Source organism: Paenibacillus sp. Y930 (assembly GCF_056786375.1).
Genome location: NZ_JBXCIX010000010.1, coordinates 1 through 16,939 on the forward strand (window position 1 = coordinate 1; position 16,939 = coordinate 16,939).

The 16,939-nt window shown below is 37.5% G+C and carries 22 protein-coding genes and 1 pseudogene; all 23 read right to left on the reverse strand.

Annotation, left to right across the window (positions count from 1 at the left end):
• Positions 1–195: CD3324 family protein (locus AC1TO5_RS19405; protein WP_482064495.1), on the reverse strand; the 195-nt coding region annotated here is incomplete at its 3' end.
• Between the two features lie 351 nt (positions 196–546).
• Positions 547–2,031, reverse strand: a complete 1,485-nt coding sequence (locus AC1TO5_RS19410) for an amidase family protein (protein ID WP_482064496.1) — start codon at positions 2,029–2,031, stop codon at positions 547–549.
• A gap of 25 nt (positions 2,032–2,056) precedes the next feature.
• Positions 2,057–2,644 carry an HD domain-containing protein gene (locus tag AC1TO5_RS19415; protein WP_482064497.1) on the reverse strand — a complete coding sequence of 196 codons (588 nt, stop codon included), beginning with the start codon at positions 2,642–2,644 and terminating at the stop codon, positions 2,057–2,059.
• Positions 2,645–2,683: 39 nt separating this feature from the next.
• A pseudogene (locus AC1TO5_RS19420) lies at positions 2,684–2,830 on the reverse strand (antibiotic biosynthesis monooxygenase); the annotation flags it as partial.
• Positions 2,831–2,850: 20 nt separating this feature from the next.
• Positions 2,851–3,195, reverse strand: a complete 345-nt coding sequence (locus AC1TO5_RS19425) for a hypothetical protein (RefSeq protein WP_482064498.1) — start codon at positions 3,193–3,195, stop codon at positions 2,851–2,853.
• A 105-nt stretch (positions 3,196–3,300) separates the two neighbouring features.
• Entirely contained in the window at positions 3,301–3,714 is a 414-nt protein-coding gene (locus AC1TO5_RS19430) for a GNAT family N-acetyltransferase (RefSeq protein WP_482064499.1), read from the reverse strand.
• Between the two features lie 18 nt (positions 3,715–3,732).
• On the reverse strand, positions 3,733–4,566 hold the full coding sequence (gene pheA / locus AC1TO5_RS19435; protein ID WP_482064500.1) for a prephenate dehydratase: 834 nt from the start codon (positions 4,564–4,566) through the stop codon (positions 3,733–3,735).
• A 55-nt stretch (positions 4,567–4,621) separates the two neighbouring features.
• The gene (locus AC1TO5_RS19440) at positions 4,622–4,897 is read right to left on the reverse strand and encodes a hypothetical protein (RefSeq protein WP_482064501.1); all 276 of its coding nucleotides are present in this window, start codon (positions 4,895–4,897) and stop codon (positions 4,622–4,624) included.
• A gap of 475 nt (positions 4,898–5,372) precedes the next feature.
• Complete coding sequence (locus tag AC1TO5_RS19445) at positions 5,373–5,921, reverse strand: GNAT family N-acetyltransferase (RefSeq protein WP_482064502.1); 549 nt, start codon at positions 5,919–5,921, stop codon at positions 5,373–5,375.
• 54 nt (positions 5,922–5,975) lie between these two features.
• On the reverse strand, positions 5,976–6,299 hold the full coding sequence (locus AC1TO5_RS19450) for a hypothetical protein (protein WP_482064503.1): 324 nt from the start codon (positions 6,297–6,299) through the stop codon (positions 5,976–5,978).
• Between the two features lie 36 nt (positions 6,300–6,335).
• The gene (locus tag AC1TO5_RS19455; RefSeq protein ID WP_482064504.1) at positions 6,336–6,785 is read right to left on the reverse strand and encodes an N-acetyltransferase family protein; all 450 of its coding nucleotides are present in this window, start codon (positions 6,783–6,785) and stop codon (positions 6,336–6,338) included.
• A gap of 83 nt (positions 6,786–6,868) precedes the next feature.
• Entirely contained in the window at positions 6,869–7,501 is a 633-nt protein-coding gene (locus tag AC1TO5_RS19460; RefSeq protein WP_482064505.1) for a hypothetical protein, read from the reverse strand.
• A 79-nt stretch (positions 7,502–7,580) separates the two neighbouring features.
• Positions 7,581–7,991, reverse strand: a complete 411-nt coding sequence (locus AC1TO5_RS19465; RefSeq protein WP_482064506.1) for a hypothetical protein — start codon at positions 7,989–7,991, stop codon at positions 7,581–7,583.
• 66 nt (positions 7,992–8,057) lie between these two features.
• Complete coding sequence (locus AC1TO5_RS19470) at positions 8,058–8,576, reverse strand: hypothetical protein (protein ID WP_482064507.1); 519 nt, start codon at positions 8,574–8,576, stop codon at positions 8,058–8,060.
• A 52-nt stretch (positions 8,577–8,628) separates the two neighbouring features.
• Positions 8,629–9,369, reverse strand: coding sequence for a class I SAM-dependent methyltransferase (locus AC1TO5_RS19475; RefSeq protein WP_482064508.1), 741 nt, complete (start codon positions 9,367–9,369; stop codon positions 8,629–8,631).
• A gap of 18 nt (positions 9,370–9,387) precedes the next feature.
• Complete coding sequence (locus AC1TO5_RS19480) at positions 9,388–10,179, reverse strand: aminoglycoside adenylyltransferase domain-containing protein (protein WP_482064509.1); 792 nt, start codon at positions 10,177–10,179, stop codon at positions 9,388–9,390.
• 67 nt (positions 10,180–10,246) lie between these two features.
• A complete protein-coding gene (locus tag AC1TO5_RS19485; protein ID WP_482064510.1) occupies positions 10,247–10,675 on the reverse strand; it encodes a GNAT family N-acetyltransferase in 429 nt (142 codons plus the stop codon).
• A 170-nt stretch (positions 10,676–10,845) separates the two neighbouring features.
• Entirely contained in the window at positions 10,846–11,136 is a 291-nt protein-coding gene (locus tag AC1TO5_RS19490) for a hypothetical protein (RefSeq protein WP_482064511.1), read from the reverse strand.
• Between the two features lie 171 nt (positions 11,137–11,307).
• The gene (locus AC1TO5_RS19495; RefSeq protein WP_482064512.1) at positions 11,308–11,901 is read right to left on the reverse strand and encodes an ABC transporter ATP-binding protein; all 594 of its coding nucleotides are present in this window, start codon (positions 11,899–11,901) and stop codon (positions 11,308–11,310) included.
• Entirely contained in the window at positions 11,891–12,814 is a 924-nt protein-coding gene (locus AC1TO5_RS19500) for an ABC transporter ATP-binding protein (protein ID WP_482064513.1), read from the reverse strand. The genes AC1TO5_RS19495 and AC1TO5_RS19500 overlap by 11 nt, the downstream gene beginning before the upstream one ends.
• Positions 12,815–12,852: 38 nt before the next feature.
• Positions 12,853–13,695: an ABC transporter permease gene (locus AC1TO5_RS19505; RefSeq protein WP_482064514.1), complete on the reverse strand. Its 843-nt coding sequence runs from the start codon at positions 13,693–13,695 to the stop codon at positions 12,853–12,855.
• Positions 13,692–14,708 (reverse strand): ABC transporter permease, encoded by a 1,017-nt coding sequence (locus AC1TO5_RS19510; RefSeq protein ID WP_482064515.1) that lies wholly within the window; start codon positions 14,706–14,708, stop codon positions 13,692–13,694. Before AC1TO5_RS19510 ends, AC1TO5_RS19505 begins: the two co-directional genes overlap by 4 nt.
• Positions 14,696–16,318 carry an ABC transporter substrate-binding protein gene (locus AC1TO5_RS19515; RefSeq protein ID WP_482064516.1) on the reverse strand — a complete coding sequence of 541 codons (1,623 nt, stop codon included), beginning with the start codon at positions 16,316–16,318 and terminating at the stop codon, positions 14,696–14,698. Before AC1TO5_RS19515 ends, AC1TO5_RS19510 begins: the two co-directional genes overlap by 13 nt.
• Positions 16,319–16,939: the final 621 nt, after the last annotated feature.

Below are 16,939 nucleotides of genomic sequence, written 5' to 3' on the forward strand. Positions count from 1 at the left end.
TACCTCAAACCCGTTTTTATATAGTTTTCTTATTTGTTCATTTCTTTGGTTAAGTTCATCTCGAATCCCTGTACTAGCTCCCCAAGCCACCCGCTCAGTCTTAGGAATATAAATATACGATCCCTGAATGTACTTTTGGATTTCTTCAATTAGTAAATTAGGTAGGACTTGTTTTGCGTTAACATATTTCTTCAATTATTAGCCCCTCTCTTGGTATTGAGTAACCTCTCTTGTCTTATCTTTATATTTCTATAGTGTCACGTCATCATAACGATAACAATGCTGTAAATTTTTCTGTGAAATTTTCAAACAGATTATGGTTCTCAACTAATCTGCCCGTTAGCTTAACCAAGGGTCAACTGTCGAACACTTTATTTTTCCCGGTCTAATTTTATAGAAGGCGTAATGCTTCATATTAGACTCAGAGGTTAACTGGTACAAATATATTTAGCATGCGCTCTAAAATGGTAATCGCACCTTTTCAAATTATCGTTCTCCGTTTAATAAAGGAATTATAGATGCAAGTCCAAAGGACGGAATCCGAGATTAGACCGGATCGGTAGGTGCAAACCGGTATTTGCTCGCTTGTTCGTAGGCGTAAGCTAGTCTGAAAAGCAAGGGCTCGCTGTAGGCAGTTCCTACGAAAGTGATTCCCTGTGGTCCTTTGGTCGTATAGCCGCCTTCAGCAATAATGCCTGTCTCCGCGTACCCGCCCGGTACGGTAATGGCAGGGTATCCCGCACGCGCGGACAAATCGAGCCCTTCCTCATTGCCAAGGAACAGCAGCGCGTCTAGTCGATACTCCTGGATCGCGTGGTCGATGCCTTGATCCCGAGATACCTCACGGTTAAGGCGTAAACTTTCGACGTACTCGGGTTCAGATAATGTGCCGCTTGTTCCATTCGACCAGATCAGCGTATCCTGCCCATATTTCAAAGCGACGTCACGATTCGCTTCGTTATAAGCGATGAGTTCATCTAACGTCCGAACAGAAGCTCCTGGACCTGCTTTGGCGAGATAATCGTTAAGCCCTTTTTTGAATTCAAACCGCATCACTTCCCAATCCCACTTCGAACTCTCGCAAGGTAATGATACCGGGTCGATAATGATCGCCCCATGTTTCTTGCACAAGTTGATCGCCCGCTCGATAATAATCGCCCGAGTTTCGTCCAGTTCTCGATAATAATGCCGCGGAACGCCAATTCTCGCGCCTTGCAAGCCGTTCGCGTCCAAGAATGAAGTATAATCCTTATAAGCTATTCGCCTATTATCTTGCATGATCACATCTTCTGGATCCTCTGCCGTTATGGCTCCGAGCAAGATCGCGGCGTCTCTCACCGTGCGTGTCATCGGACCAGCTGAATCTTGGCTATGTGTAATTGGGATTATACCTGTGCGACTAACGAGCCCTATAGTCGGCTTTAGGCCAACGAGGCCGTTTTGTGAGGAGGGGCTGATGATCGAACCTGAAGTTTCTGTACCAATGGCGGCGGTACACAGATTCGCGGCAACCGCAACCCCAGAGCCCGAACTTGACCCGCCCACGAACAACTCGCCGGGACCGTATGGATTAAGCGTCAGGCCGCCCCTAGAGCTATAGCCCGCCCACATCGAGCCCGACATGAAGTTCGCCCATTCCGTCATGTTTGCTTTACCGAGGAATACAGTTCCCGCAGCCCTTAATTGCGCGGTCACGGCTGAATCTGTCGATGCAAAATGTTCCGCAAGAGCAATTGAGCCGGCACTAGTATGCATGCGGTCACCTGTATCAATATTGTCCTTGAGCAAGATCGGTATGCCGTGAAGTGGTCCACGAGATCCACGTTCCCGTCGTTCCGTATCAAGGGCCTCTGCAATCTTAATCGCATCCGGGTTGACTTCCAACACTGCTTTTAGCTTCGGGTTGAGTAGTTCGATGCGGTCCAAATACCAACGAACGCAAGCTTCCGATGATAATGCGCCTGATTCCATCGCTGCCTGCAACGTAACGATATCTGCCTCTATTAAACTTTCATTTATCGTTTTGTCCATTTTAATAAATTCTCCCTTTTTATAATTATTTCGATAGAATTCCTTGCTCCACCGAATTATTAATAATCGATCGGGCATATTCCCATAACACATTTGAGCCATTAGCAATCTCTTTATTGCGATTAAAAACCTGTTCACTAGTTATATTGTATTTCTGCCAAGTGTCACCTTGATTATTATGATTGTGTATGAGTGGTTGTAAGCGATCAAGTGATGAAGCAAATTTTGCTTCATCTGTCTCCTTATTCTCAAATTCAATCCATAAATCCATTAGTTCTTTCTCTTGTTCACTTGGTAACATACCAAATAATCTCTTTGCTGCTTGGACTTCTCGGTCATACTTATCTACTTGACCAGTGCTATCGTACGCAAAGGTATCACCTGCATCTATTTCTACCAAATCATGTACTAAGATCATTTTAATAACTTTAAGTAAATTAACTTTGTTATTGGAATTGTTCTGAAGAATTAACGCCATCATTGCAAGATGCCAAGAATGTTCTGCGTCATTCTCTAATCTTGAACCATGCATGATCTTCGTCTTTCTCTCGATTGTTTTGAGTTTATCTATTTCTATTAAAAAATTCATTTGTTCCATCAATAAAGTATCCATTGAGCATCTCCTTATAATGTAGCTGCTTATTCTCAAATTCTAATCATTCAGTGATATCTCTCTGTAGTGCTCTACAACAGGGAACGGACTATAGTAATGATGCAATAAAGCTTTCCATTGTTGATATTGTTCTGACCCTCTGAATCCTATCTCATGGTCCTCAAGTGTCTCCCATCGAACAAGTAAGTCCTAGTAGAATTAGATCGTTATGATGTAAGTTTTATTGCCCCTAATTTAATTAATCTTGATCTTATTGCGCCTGTTGTTCTTTCATATCTTGTTGCTATTTCTTTAATAGATTCACCAGCCTCAAAGCTCTTTATTACTTCTGTGTCTTCTTCCTCAGTCCATGATTTCCCTGCTTTATTGGGTAACTTCTGCTCTCTAGTCTTTCTTTTCTCTAATCTTTCAATTCCTTGTAACGCGATATGTAATGCTCTCACTACAGTTGCTTGTTGAAATGGACTATCTTGTTCGTATACTTCTCCTGTTAATGGATCAACTCCATTAGATAATAAAGTGACAATGTTCTTTGCTTCAAGTAGCTCCATAATTATCATCCCTTCTCATAATATATTTTTGGCTAAAAAATCAGCCCTGCTTATTATTTATTTATCAGGTCTAGCACAATCTCTCCATTAATTATTTCACCAGTTTCAACAAAATCCAAATTCTTTATATAATTTATTAACAACTATATTGTTTGGGACATGAGATATTCTAATCTTAGAGTCGCTTTGATTGCTCTTTATTGTATTGATGATTTCCCCTAACGCTGCTCTTCCGTATCCTTTTTGTTGAAACCTTATATCTACCATAAATCTTACAATCCAAAAGTAACCGTCATCTGGATATGGTTCTTGATCGAACAACGTAAATCCAACCATTACTTTATTGTTATAAATGCCATAAGGCTTTGAAGTTGGTTCTTCTAGTGCTTTTTTTAATGAATCAATATTAGAAGCAACGAATCTCTCCTGAAATTTATGTGGTTTAAGTTCAATGCATTCGGTTCTATTTTCATCGGTTATTGGGATTAATTTAATACTTAAACTGGATATATAATTCACTCCATCTGTGTTCCGTTTTTACATTATTTCACTTTTATAAGTATTATATCTTCCAATAATCCTTACTTCGTGACCTAACGTATTCAATATGTTAATCGCTTTATTTATCAGTAGTTCACTGCAATTGTTATTTGATTCTAGAAAAAATCTATAAACACCAATTTTCTTTGTCGTTGGTCTTGATTCTATCCATGACAGATTAATACTGAGTGCTGTGAATATGTTCAATATTGCTGATAAAACTCCTGGTTGATCTTGGTTAGGAGTAATGGCAAGCAGAGTTTTCTTAGAATCCTTTTTTAATTGTCTATCGCTACTAATAATTACGAAACGTGTTTCATTGTCTGGATTATCTTGAATATTCTGATCTATTAAAGTGAGGTTTAATAGTTTTGCAAGTGACTGCGATCCAATAACTGCCACGTCTTCTCTTTCACTTTGTCTTAATGATGTTGCTGCAGAAGCAGAACTATCATACTGCAAGCTCTTAACATCTAGATTTCTCAAGTATGTCCTACATTGAGTTAGAATCGGTGAAATCGACCATACTTCTTTAATGTCATTTCTGTTAAATTCCTTATTAGCGAGTAGATGCAATGAAACTGGTAATAATAATTCTCCTTCAATAAAAACATTTTCATGATTCATTATTGAATCAATTGTCATGTTTATTGTACCTTCAATTGTGTTTTCTAAAGGAACTATCGCTTTATCTACTTTACTTTCTCCAACTGCTTCGATTACATCGGGGATGGTGTTAAGTAAAAGGAATTCCACGTTGTCTTCTGAAAAATATTGTTTTGCAGCTTCTTCGGAAAACGTACCATTTGGTCCAAGATAAGCAACTTTCATATGTTCAATTCTCCTTTAATTCTCATCTATCTGCCTTACTGCTAAGCTATACTACTTATTGAGGTCTTCTTACCATAAATCTATCAGCATTCTTATTAAATCCATATTGTTCATACAGTCCATGGGCATCTGCTGTTCCTAATACTCCTAGTAAATCTTGGTACTCTTCACTTTGGGTAATCGTTTCAATAGATTTATTAATCGTTTCAACTGATCTTTGACTAGCCCAATACGATGCTGCTAAAAATTTATATATACTTTTTTTATTTAATAATGTCTTGTCCGAACTAATTAAATAATCATTAAATCTAACATTTATAGGATCAACCACCAGTCTCATAAGTAAGATTATTGATTTCTTTTCTATTGGTGAGAAGGTTATATTTCTAGTATCATTTAATAAAGGTAGTATCTATGTATTCACGATCCTTACAAACCATGTATTTGAGCAAATCTGTCACATCTCATCTATTGTTTGCGAACTATCATTATTAAGCGCTCGACATGATATCCTGTATGCTCAATTAAATGATACATATCATATATATCAACGACTAAATCATTGTTGTCTAGTTTTTCAGCCAATAAATAAATTACTTCTCGCAGTTCACTAAGATGTTGTAATGGATGTTACTAAGAAGGTTTGGTTATGTATAATGTTCTAGGAGTTAGGGCTTTGAATTGTGCATATCATGATGTTCGTCAGTAAAGAAATCGACGGAGTAAAATGGTGAGGGGTATTGGGAGTGTTCTTCTAACATTAATTATATCAAACAACCTGATCTTTTCCAGTATATTTACTTTTATTAGATCTGACCATTCCAGTTTTTCTTCAATAAAGAATGTATTACTACATCAATATACTTATGATTTTTATAAAAGTATTCATATAAGGTACCTTCTTCTTTGAACTGAAGTTTATCTAATATTCTTCTTGAATTGTCATTCTCTGAGTGATGTAATGCCTCCATTCGATTTAATTCAAGTACTTTAAATCCATAGTTTATAATTAGTAATAATGCTTCAGTCATATATCCTTGCTTCCAGTGTTTTGGAGTTAATTCGCATCCAATCTCTACTTTGTGATGATTCTTGATCCATTTATGAAATCCACATGTTCCGATAATACGATCTTCATTCTTTAATGTTATTCCCCATCTAACAATTTCAAGAGTATGGAATTTATCATTCCAATACTTAATTATTGTTTCTGCTTCTTCAATTTCAGTCAAGTTATCGATGTCATAAAACTGAGTTACTTCATCTATTATTAAGTATTCAAACAAATCAGGTGCATCTTTTTGAGTCAATTGTCTAAGAATTAATCTATCCGATTCAAGTACTGGAAACTTCATGTTTTGCCTCCTCATATAAACAACAATAATTTGTGCAAGTAATCCCTTACAACATTAGTTGTTGCTTTCACCATCTTCGTGACTGCTGTCTTTATTAAATCCTTCTTGTTCCTCTATTCTATGTAATAACTTACCACACAAAATCGTAAAAATCATAGCAAAAAGGATACATGCAGCTCTCATCATTATTTCTTGGAAATTGTATTGATTCCCATTAACAATCAAATTATAAGTAGGGAAAATAATGATGAATGGGGTCACTACTCTTACGGTATATTTGAGGAATTTAGCAATCCACGGATTAATCTTTCTCTCCTTTTTTATAGCTTGAATAGTAAGAAGCACCGTTATATTTAGAATTATCACTATAAATACCATAACTCACCTGCCTGCTTCCTAAATGATCTTATTCTCTCAACTATTCAAATAGTAATGAAAAAACTCATTATCTTTCTCGAATCCATATCGTTCATATAGCCTTTGAGCTTTTTCATTACTTATTGAGGTTGATAATGAGATCCCTTTAGCTTTCGTATGTTTAGCATACTGCTGTGCAGCCTGCAACAGTAATCTTGCTATTCCATTACCTCTGTTTCCTTCCAATACGAATAAATCATTCAATAACCATGAACGTTTCATCGATATTGAAGAAAACGAAGGATAGAGTTGAGTAAAACCGACGAATTGATTCTTATCAAGTACTACAAATATGATTGATTCACGGTGTTCGAAACGATCAAATAAAAACTGCTTAGCCCCTTCAAGATCAGATTCTTGGCCATAAAATATGCGATAAGCATTAAACAAAGTAGCTAGCTCATTCAAATCTTCAATAGTTGCTTGTTTGATAATAAAACTGGTCATTTAAACAACCCACTTTCAATAAAATTATAATCTTATATTCTGTTTTTAGTATTAGTATGATTGTCATCCCATAATATGATTTTTTATATTACTTGTTGTTCTAGCCAATCATTGATTGCTAAAAATACTTCTTCTTCATTTACGCTTTTTCTATCTTTATCTATTTCCTTCATTACTATATTTTTAGTTTCAATAACATTATTATTTTCAATAAATATAACTCGATCTGGAATAAATTCTTTAAGTTTCTTATAGTACCTTTCCCGAAATATATTAGCTTTAGATACCCAGTTAAACTCATCACGTTTTCTTAGTTCATCTTGATTCTTTCTACGTAATAATTCATTTTGATTAATTGATAAGATTACATATAGATCACAAATTCCAACTTCTTTATTTGAAATTGCTTCCTCATAAATATGTCTTAATTTGCCTTTACTCAGACAGTTTTTATAACCTAATGACCAGTTAAACCAAAGAGGCTTAAAAACATCAGTATCTAGAAGAGATAGTGAAAAATTGTTTCTGTGTTCCTCAGTACTTTTCCATCTTTCAAGTTCTTTACTTAAATAAAATTGCGCTTCTTCATATGGACTCAATCCTTTGATAGGAAGTACGATGGTTTCTTCTATTATAGTAGCTTGTTCTTCACTTTCTATTAAATTACACAATGTTGTTTTTCCAACTGCACTTGGTCCTTCTATACAGACCTTCATTGATTAACCCTTCTTTCAATATATCTTGCAGATCTGGTTCCGTAAAACATCAGATGCTATTTTAGCCATACTCGAAAAATCAATTCTCCACGAAGCTTTCTCCAGCTAACTCTTGCAGGGAGAATGCTTTAAACACATCGCCATTTTTCAGAAAAACAACCTGTTCTGTTCCATTATAAACTGTTGAATAAGCCTTATCTCCTAATAAAAGTGTCTTTGCCCAGTGAAATAGTAGTCTCTCACTTTCGTTTTTTTCTTTCGGTAGAAAGTCATCTATTATTTGGATCCCGAAAGTCAGTTCATTCAAATTTTCTTCTGTTATGTTATATGGGTCAAATTCATTTCCTTCCTTATCAAAATATCCGATGAGATAACTCAATTCATACTGAGGTATCTCAAATTTACTATTACCTGTCTCTAGCAGTTCTTCGAAAAAAACATTTGTGTAGAAATAATAAGAAAAAATGTCGGTATGTTGATGAGGATACATTCCTTTAAAAGTCTCTTTTGTCGTGCCATCATCCTGAGGAATGAAAATTACTAAAGCATGATCCTCTTAATTTTCATCTATGTTCTGCGACTCCGCTAATAAAGTTTCCTCGATGATGAGATATTGTTTATCTAAATACTTTTGTAAATATGTACTTATAATTCTTGTACCAACCTTGGAAGGTAGCTCAATGATCAAATCCAATTCAGAATCTGATTCAATATCGTATGAATTACGTTCAGTAATCTTTCCTCCAAGTCGTTGCGATTCGCTTCTTATCCAATTATCTGCCTCGAGTATTGAGTTACTCAATTCAAATTCATAAAGAAAATATGTTGCATTTGTGTCAATATGACTAAGTTCCCTTTGTAGTATAAGCCCTGATAGGATATTGAAATCTTCAAATGTTATGTCTTCTGTTACTACTTCAAATTGATCTTCGTCTTGATCAATTTGATCTGCATTCAAAGAAATTTCATTTGTCTCATCGGCAACCTCGATTACATCAACAAATTCATTTGAACTCGGATCGTTGGAACATCCAATAATCACAAATAACAGTATGAATAACATTGAATATTTCATTGCGTATCTCCTTTGTTATGAAAGTCCCCTTTATATATTCCTTCATCAAAGTCTATTTTTCTGCAAGTATAGTAAATTCCCAAGGGATATTTTCATTATTCCATCCACGATGTTCATCAAACTTCTTCAATTGAAAACCTACTGAAAGTACTGAATTTATTATCTCGCTTAATGTATAGGATCTAACTGAGACATCAGGAAAATCTAACTGTTCCTGTTCATTAAAGAAACTCTTGTATGCCACATCTCCGCTTTTTATATCCGTATCAAAATAACCAACATTCCCTTGGTTAATGATACATTTTCTTAACGGATGAAAGTCACTTAGAATCATGATTCCATTATTATTCAATAGACCATAAAGAATAGACATCAACTTTTCGATATCACCAAAATAATGTAATATTCCTCCTTCCAAATACAAAATATCAAAGTGGCCTTTATATTTCTTCATATCAATGTCATAAATATCGGTAACGATATAATCTATGGCAGTTTGAGCGCATTCAGCTAATTCTAAAGCATATTTTCTATTTTCTTCAGAGATATCGAATACAGTAACTTCTGCCCCCAACAAAGCTAATGGAACAGCTTTTCTGCCATTTGATCCGCAAAGATTGGCAATTTTTTTTCCTTTAACATGCTCAAAAAAATGTTTGTGTTTTTTTAGACATCCAATGGGGTCCACCAATATTTGATTTGCTTTTTCCATAGGTGATCCATCTCTTTTATGCCAAAATTCATAAGCACGATATTCCCAGGCCTTTTTATTTTGTTGACCTTGCTCATTCATTTCGTTCTCTCCTTTCACCTAACGTTGTAATATTTCAATCATACGCTTTATTTCAGTTAACATAGTGTCAGAAAAATGCATAAGTTGTTGACTATCCAACTCTATTTCTTCATCTACTCCACTATATCTATCTAAGCACTCCCGTATAATAGGATGAAAATCTTGTGGTAAACTCTGTAGTCCCCATTCTCCTCCTTCTTTCTTGGAAGATAATATTTCTTCTTGTAAGTAATATATGACTCTGCAAAGATTCAATACAACATATACAGGATTATTAACGATATTCTCCTTACTATCTTTAACGTCGGAATAAATAGATGCCACAAAATACTTACGATCTATTGGTTTACAAATATCTTTCAACGATTTACCATACAACAACTTTCCTCGATAATAGGCAACTACGAATTGTGATGCAAAATCTTCATCCTCATATCCACCACAAAGATAATTTTCATCAGTCTGATACCGTTCTCTATGTAATGGCGAGTAATGAAACTCAATAGGGGTTGGATATATAAAAGGATCCAAGTGTTCTTTCAACACTATGCTAAATTCAAATCCATTTTTATTCGGGAGTTCATCATGCAATTCTAAAGTAGCGTCCGTAATCCTTCTTGCGACCTCTCTTTCCAACCTTTTGCTGATCACAACTATGAAATCTATATCGCTATTTTTCGGATTAAAGCAACCCATAGCAAGCGAGCCATGTAAATAAATTGCTAACACATTTTCAGTGAGCTCTCTCTTTATGAGTGCAACGAATTTATCTAAATAGAATTGAGTGTCCATACTATTTCCCATTATCATTTTTAATTCACATCTCCTTAATCGTAAACCTTATTTTATGCGACGGAAGTTTGGGTTAGTAACCAATTCACTTTATTTCACCCTTATTTAATACCCCAAATATTCCAGTCATTCCCTCGTGCTCATTAAAACCGTATTTTTTGTAAAATGATTCTTTTCCATGGGATGCAAACATTCCAATAAAGGATTTTTCAGGCGCATTAACCTTTAGATACTCTGTAACCGTTGTCATTATAAGCTTACCTATACCCTTATTTTGATGCGCCGGAATGACAGCAATATCTTGAATATAAAAATAAATATAACCATCTCCAATTACTCTTCCCATACCTACTATTTCATCTTCATATTGGATAACTACACCAAATAATGATTTGTTTAGTGACTCTTCTGCTACTTCGAAATTCATAAAGTCCTTCCAGCCAACTGCAGTACAAATGTTTTTATATTCTTGAATAGAAGGTATTCTTATAAGTGGTTTATATTGGCTATTCAATCAAATCCCCTTCAATCACTTTGTATTTTAGTCTAGCCCAGTATGCAATGCGACCTATTCCTATGAATACGCTAGAGTAATTCTGATAATCTCTATTCCCCTCTTTTCTTAGCAAGCATTGAGGAGAAATTAGAGACTCCATTCAGATGAAGATACGCTTCACCTCCTTACTACGACAACTTCATTTGCTCTTTTATACGATTTTCCATCACCGTTATTTCGTCTTTTGCATCTGATGATATGATAAATAATGATATCCCTAACAACAAACAAAATATAGCAGTTAATAAAAAAGATAATGTCAAAAGTATTCCTAGTGTATCGTTCATTATATTATCACGTAATAATTCCTTAGCATTGCTAACACTAAAGAAAATAAGAAAAAGAATGAATGAGAATACACTGATTGCAATTAGCCATTTTGCAAAACGTCTAGATTTTTCAAAGTAAATCAATTGCATCTTCCTTCCTAGTTTTGTGTTATTTACAATGATGTTCTTAGTTGGATTTCTAACTGGTGCAGTTCATGGTGCGAGGAATAAACAAATTTGGTGAAGTATGGATATGATCTTCTACTTATTAGTACGATGAATGGTCAATTAATGTTGCATATTCGAATTGCTTTCAACATATTACAATTCAATAACACGATCGCAAAGTCTTTGCATGAGCTTCGATTCATGGGAAATAACGATGATTCCCATCTCTCGCTTCTTGGCAATCTCCATGACAGCATGCCAGATTTGAGCTTGTGTAATCGCATCAAGCATCGTTGTCATCTCATCTGCAATTAGAAATCGAGTATGCGGACCCAATGCTCGGGCAACACAAATTCGTTGCAGCTCTCCCCCAGATAGCTCATGGGGCCAACGTGTTAACCACTCCGATTCAATTCCTAGTAATTCTAGTAATTCATCATCAGGATGGTATCCTTCATTAAGAATCTTATGCATCTTCCACCTGGGATTAATCGCTTTTTCCGGATGCTGAAGCACCATTTGAACAGGATGATACCCTTTCTTAGATAAGGGCACATCATCAAAAGTTACAGTTCCTTCAATAGGTGTCTCATAACTAGCTAGTATTCGGCAAAGGGTTGTTTTCCCGCGTCCACTTGGACCGGTAATACCTACAACTTCCCCTGGCTCTATCGATATGTTGACTCCTCGAAACAACCATGGTCCATTCTCATAGTGAAATCCGATATTGTTTGCATCAAGTTGCATGTATACACCTCACTATTCCATCCCTAAGATTACGCATTTCAGGCTGATCTTGAAGGCATTCAGATGTCGCCATACCACAACGTGGGGCGAACAAGCAACCAGGTGGCAATGAGCTCGGATGAGGCTGAGAACCTGGAATAGGCATAAAATCATTTTGCGGTAACGCTCTCCACAAAGCCTTAGTATAAGGATGCCTTAGCGCCTCACCCTGCCCTGCAAAATCCCCCACTCTCGCGATTTCGACTGTCGTTCCTGCATAAAACACGGCAATTTTATCGGCAATTTGCAGCGCCGCTTCAATATCATGCGTAATTAACATCACTGCACAACCTTGATTGGCGAACTCTCTAAAATGATCTAGCGCTTCCTTGATAACAACTGGATCAAGTCCTGGCGTCGGCTCATCCGCAATAATAACCTTTGCTCCACTCACCATTGCCGTCGATAGTAGTGCCCTTCTTGCCATGCCTCCAGAAAGTTGAAAGGGATACATGCGTTCAACCACTCGTTCAAGGTGGAAGCGTTTGAAAACCGCTCGTTGCGCTTCCACAGCATCCCCTTTTTTCACAGACGTACGGACTTGACTACCAACGCGCATCAGTGGATCAAGAAAGTTTACGGATTGAGGGACAAGTGTAATTTCCTTCCCTCTAACTGCTTTTTGGCGAGCAGAAGTAAGCTCTTCCCCCTCAAATGTAATCACACCACTTATTCTTGCATTGCTTGGGAGTATTCCTAAAATTGCATGCGCGAGTAGACTTTTTCCCGATCCACTTGCACCGACAACAGCAACAATCTCACCTGCTTCAAGGGATACATTTAAACTAGATATTACGTTATGATTGATCTGTTTAAGTCCGACTGCATATTGATTAAAAGAGATTGATAAATTTTCGACTTCAAGAATAGACATTCGTTAACTCCTCTTCCTATTGAACGCAGTATATCATCTTAATGGCGATTCCCATTAGCCTCTGTAAGTAATCTGAGATTGTCTCCAATCTGATCAAACATTCTCACGATAATTAGCAAACAAAGTCCTGGAAAGAAGGCGAGCCACCACATACCAGAAGATAAGTATTTCATTGATTCGGATAGAATGATTCCGATTGCGGGCTCATGTGGAGATAGACCCAGTCCTATAAATGTAACTGCCGCCTCATGCAAAATAACATGGGGAAATAGCAACATAAAACCAATTAGAAATTGCGGGATAATATGTGGAAGGATATGATGTACAGCGATCCACCATCCGGGCTTCCCCAGCCGCTGAGAAACCTGAACAAATTCAGCAGATCGGATTTGCATCACCTCTGCCCGAATGACTCTGGCAAGACTTGGCCAGTGGGTTAACGTTACTCCTACAACGATCCCTTTAAATCCTCCACCTAAAGTAAAAGCGATCAAAATCAGAGTCACTAGATGTGGGACGCTCAGAAACAGATCAATAAGCCATGATATAAGACGATCCGCCCTTTTTCCCATTGTTGCAGCTGCCATCCCGAGGAACAGAGCAATGGACGCACTTCCTATAGCTCCAATTAACCCGACTCCTATACTTAAAGTGAGCCCCATTACCGTACGTGTGAACATATCTCGGCCTAACCAATCCGTACCAAAGAGATGGTCTAGGGAAGGTGGAGCATTCCGATCAGTAAGGTTCGTTACTATGTTCTCCTCATCAAGAAATAACCCAGCTAATATAACAATAATGATGACAACAACGCAGATTAGCAATTTCATAAGTGCCCATTGCTTGTGATTCAGAGGATTTTTTTTCTGGCTTGCAATCATACCTTTCTCCCCTCTCTCGTTCTCGGATCAAGTATATGATAGCTTATATCAGCGAGTAAATTCCCTACAAAAACAAACAAAGTACTAAAGATTACGATTCCTAATAATAGAGGAACATCCCCTCTTAATCCTGCTTCAACCGTCGCCTGTCCAAGTCCAGGGTAAGAAAACACTTGCTCTGCTAATACTGCTCCGCCAAATAATTCACTGAAAGCTGCAAATTGTAGCGTAATTGCTGGCAAAGCAACATTGCGCAATCCATGTCGCCAAAACAACACCAATCCATGCTCCCCTCTTGCTCTAGCGAATAAAACATAGTCACTAGCAAGAACGTCAATCAGCTTTTGCCTTGTATGGAGAGCCACATTGGCAACACCAACAATACTAAGTGTCAGGACAGGCAGAACAAGATGATGAATTCGGTCCATCAGCGTAACATTTTCCGCTAGCACCCCGGCAGGAACCCCCATTCCAATAGGGAACCAGCCTAGCGATACCGCAAAGAGAATAAGAATAAGGAGCCCCATCCAAAAGGTAGGTGTGGAAGCTAAGGTGAAGCAGTACCATTGGATTAATCGATCCATCCAGGTTCCTTTTTTCATCGCTGCTACAACACCAATCACAAACCCGATCACACCTGATAATATCCAAGCCGCGAGCATAAGTACTAGTGAATTTAAGAACCGTTCACCAATAACATCAATGACCGGGCGGCGAAAGATCATAGAGGTTCCCAAATCACCGGACAGGACAGCAGAACCCCAATGGAAGAACTGCACCATGATGGGCTGGTCTACTCCCCAATATTCAGCGATTTGGGCTCGTTGCTCAGGACCTACCTTCAACATATCCGCACCAATATAGGCTTGGATCGGATCGATCGGAGAGTTTTTCACTAGCAAAAAGGATATGAAACAGATGGCTACTAATAAAGTAGCCATCCGAAATCCTTTTCGCAATATAAATAATCCCAGTTTGTTATCAATATTTTTACGCACCCTTAATTCGCCCATTTCCATTCCACGATATTATCTGTTGCCGGCCAACCATGCCCATGAACATGGATTCTTTGCTCTCCGATATCAAGTCCATCTTTCACGAGATACAAATGATTAATATTGACTAACCAAGCCCAGGCAGCATCGCCTTTCGCACTGAGACCGGTAGTCCCATCCCACTGAGCTTTTTTCCAAAACTCAATCGCTTCTGCTTCAGTAGTAGCGTGAAGAGCCTTTTCAAAATATTCATCCACCGTCTTATTTAAATAATAACCAGTGTTGTAATAATCTTTCCCAGCCGCTTCACTACTATAGATGTTATACATTTCATGAGGATCATGACTTCCCCAGCCTAAAAGGACGGCGTTTGAATACATTTGTTTAGATATGATATCCCAACTCCCACCTTCTAAGCGGATATTTATACCTAAAGGTTTCATCATATCAGCAACAGTAATTGCGAGAGACTGTCTTATTGTATCGCTCGCTAAGTAATATAGGGTGAATTCTGCTTTCAATGAATCTTTCTCAACGATTCCATCGCCATCGGTATCCTTCCAGCCAGCTTCTGCTAGCAGTTTCTTAGCACCATCTAGATCAGAATCTTTAATAACGGTTTCTGGATTCCACCAAGGAAGACCATCTACAGAAGTATAGGCCGGCGTTCCCTGTCCCTCTAATACACCATCGACAAGAGCTTTCCGGTCTACCGCCATATTGATAGCGTGACGAATGGCTGGATCTGCGGTTACATCGTTACCAATGGGTGCACCATCTGCCCTAACATTGCCTGATTTCACAAATGGAAAAACGATTCCTCTATTGTCCACCGTTTGAATAGATTCTAATCGCATACCCGATACTTTCTTGTTACTAAATGCAGCTGGTATATAGGCAAGATCAACTATTCCTGCTTTTGCCGCCGCAAATGAAGCGTCCTCATTTAAGAATAGAAAAGTTATCTTGGTGAAATACGATTGTTCATCATAATATTGTGGATTTGCTTTGACAATCAGCTGTTGTCCCTTGTCCCATTGCACGAGTTGATACGGACCTGAGCCTATAGGATTCTCAGCATAGTCTTTATCATAGGCATGTTTTGGAACAATTCCAGTTGCGATAAGTGTGTTAATAAAGGTGGATTGGGGTTCTTTCAATGTAAATCTAACGGTGTAATTATCCACAGTTTCTACTTTTCGCACACTATTAAGATCTACAACTGCCCCATTGTTCGTTGCGGTTTCAAATGTAAAGACAACATCAGCAGCCGATAATGGTTGCCCATCCGAAAATTTCACATCATCACGGATTTTAACTATCCAAACGGTGCCTTCATTGTTCACTTCATAGCTGGTTGCAAGATCATTGACAATGTTAAGCTTGTTGTCTCTTTTAAATAGAGTGCTTTGGAACAGTGGTGAACCATAACGACCCCATCCTGTTGTTGGATCAAAGCCTGTTTCTGGCTCGGATCCAAAAGCCAACACTAGCTCATCCTTCTTGTTTTCGCTGACCACGCTATTCCCAACATTAGACGGACCCGATCTGGATGAATGACAACCTGCTAACATAAAAGTGGATATGACAGCAACTAATGCGATAATTCCAACTAAATTCTTTCTCATCTGTCTCACCTCTTCATTAAAATTCCACTCGAAATGGCCTTACTCATTGAAGTAAGTGGTTTATTGAAGAATTGTGCGATAACCTAAACAAATCAATTGCACAAAAAAACATTATTCCATTCATTAAGTTACATACAGCAAGGATGTCCTTCAATCAATCTATAGGAGTTGCAATAGAAGTTTTTATTACGTCTACATGGAAGGTAGCATTCCTTAAACTATTTTAATAGCTTCTTTATTAATAGGCAACCTTATTCCTAGGATGATCTAAATTTCCTACTAGTAAAATTCGTGTCACAATACTGTTATAGGATGAAGCTGCTTGCTTTGAGTTTTCTAGTTCCCATTACGGAAACGTTATCTGCTGTTAAGTATTTCTCAATCAAAAATATAACACAGACACCCAGCTAAGATAAAAGTTATCTTAGCTGGGTGTCTGTGTTGGTGAATTACTTCGTCTGTCTCGGCATAAAAGTAGAAGCAATATGCAAAAAAGAAAAATATGAAAGTTAGGCAAATATTTAATGTTTGGACGACAGCTCTATTAGTAAGAGATAATTTATTAAGTTGCTCCTTCTTTTGCTAAGATTTCATATAATATTCTTAGATTCAAGACAGAGT